Raw genomic sequence first — 879 nt, forward strand, 5'->3', positions numbered from 1 at the left:
GTGGTTGCCGCGGCGTTCGACCTTGCGGATGTAGATGTTCTGCACGATGTCGCGCGTTTCCGGATCGATCATGACGGGCCCGCGCGGGCTTTCCCACTTGGCCCCCTTCATGGCCTCGACCGCCTTCGTGCCGTCGATCTTGCCGTTCAGCTTCTTGATGGTCTCGTAGATCAGCGCCATGCCGTCATAGCCGCCCACCGCCATGAAGTTGGGGCGGATCGAGGTGCCGAACTGCGATTCGTAGCCCTTGATGAAGGCCTTGTTCTTGGCCGAGTCGTGGGCGGCGGAATAGTGGAACGAGGTGGTCAGGCCCAGCGCCACGTCGCCCATGCTGTCCAGGAACATGTCGTCGGTGCCGTCGCCGGTGCCCAGCGCCTTGATCCCGGCCTGCTCCAGGCCGCGCTCGCGGTAGGCGCGCAGCATCAGCACCGACAGCTCGCCCGAGGGGAACCACAGGAAGGCGGCATCGGGCTTGGCATCCTTGATGCGCTGCATGTAGGGGCCGAACTCCGGATTCTTCAGCGGCACCGCCACCTCGGCCACGATCTTGCCGCCGCCGCCCGTGAAGGTCTTGCGGAACTGGGCGTTGGCGTCCTGGCCCGGACCGTAGTCGGCGTATAGTGAGTACACCGTCTTGATGTTGTTCTTCAGCGCCCAGTCGGCGATGGCGTAGGCGTTCTGCGGCAGCGTCATCGAGGTGCGCACCACGTAGGGCGAGCGCTCGGTGATGGACGAGGTGGCCGCGTTCATGACCACCATCGGAATCTTGGCCTCGGTGGCCAGCGGCGCCACCGCCAGCGCGTTGGGCGTGAAGCCGAAGCCGGCCAGGAATTCCACCTTGTCGCGCGTGATCAGTTCCTGCGCCACGCGCTTGGCCAC

At 65.5% G+C, this 879-nt stretch carries 1 protein-coding gene; it reads right to left on the bottom strand.

The window, feature by feature from the left end:
• The coding region (locus N5K27_RS28940; protein ID WP_279821034.1) for an ABC transporter substrate-binding protein at positions 1-879 on the bottom strand (879 nt) is incomplete at both ends.

The sequence above is a fragment of the Pigmentiphaga sp. GD03639 genome, from assembly GCF_029845405.1.
Lineage (GTDB): Bacteria > Pseudomonadota > Gammaproteobacteria > Burkholderiales > Burkholderiaceae_B > Pigmentiphaga > Pigmentiphaga daeguensis.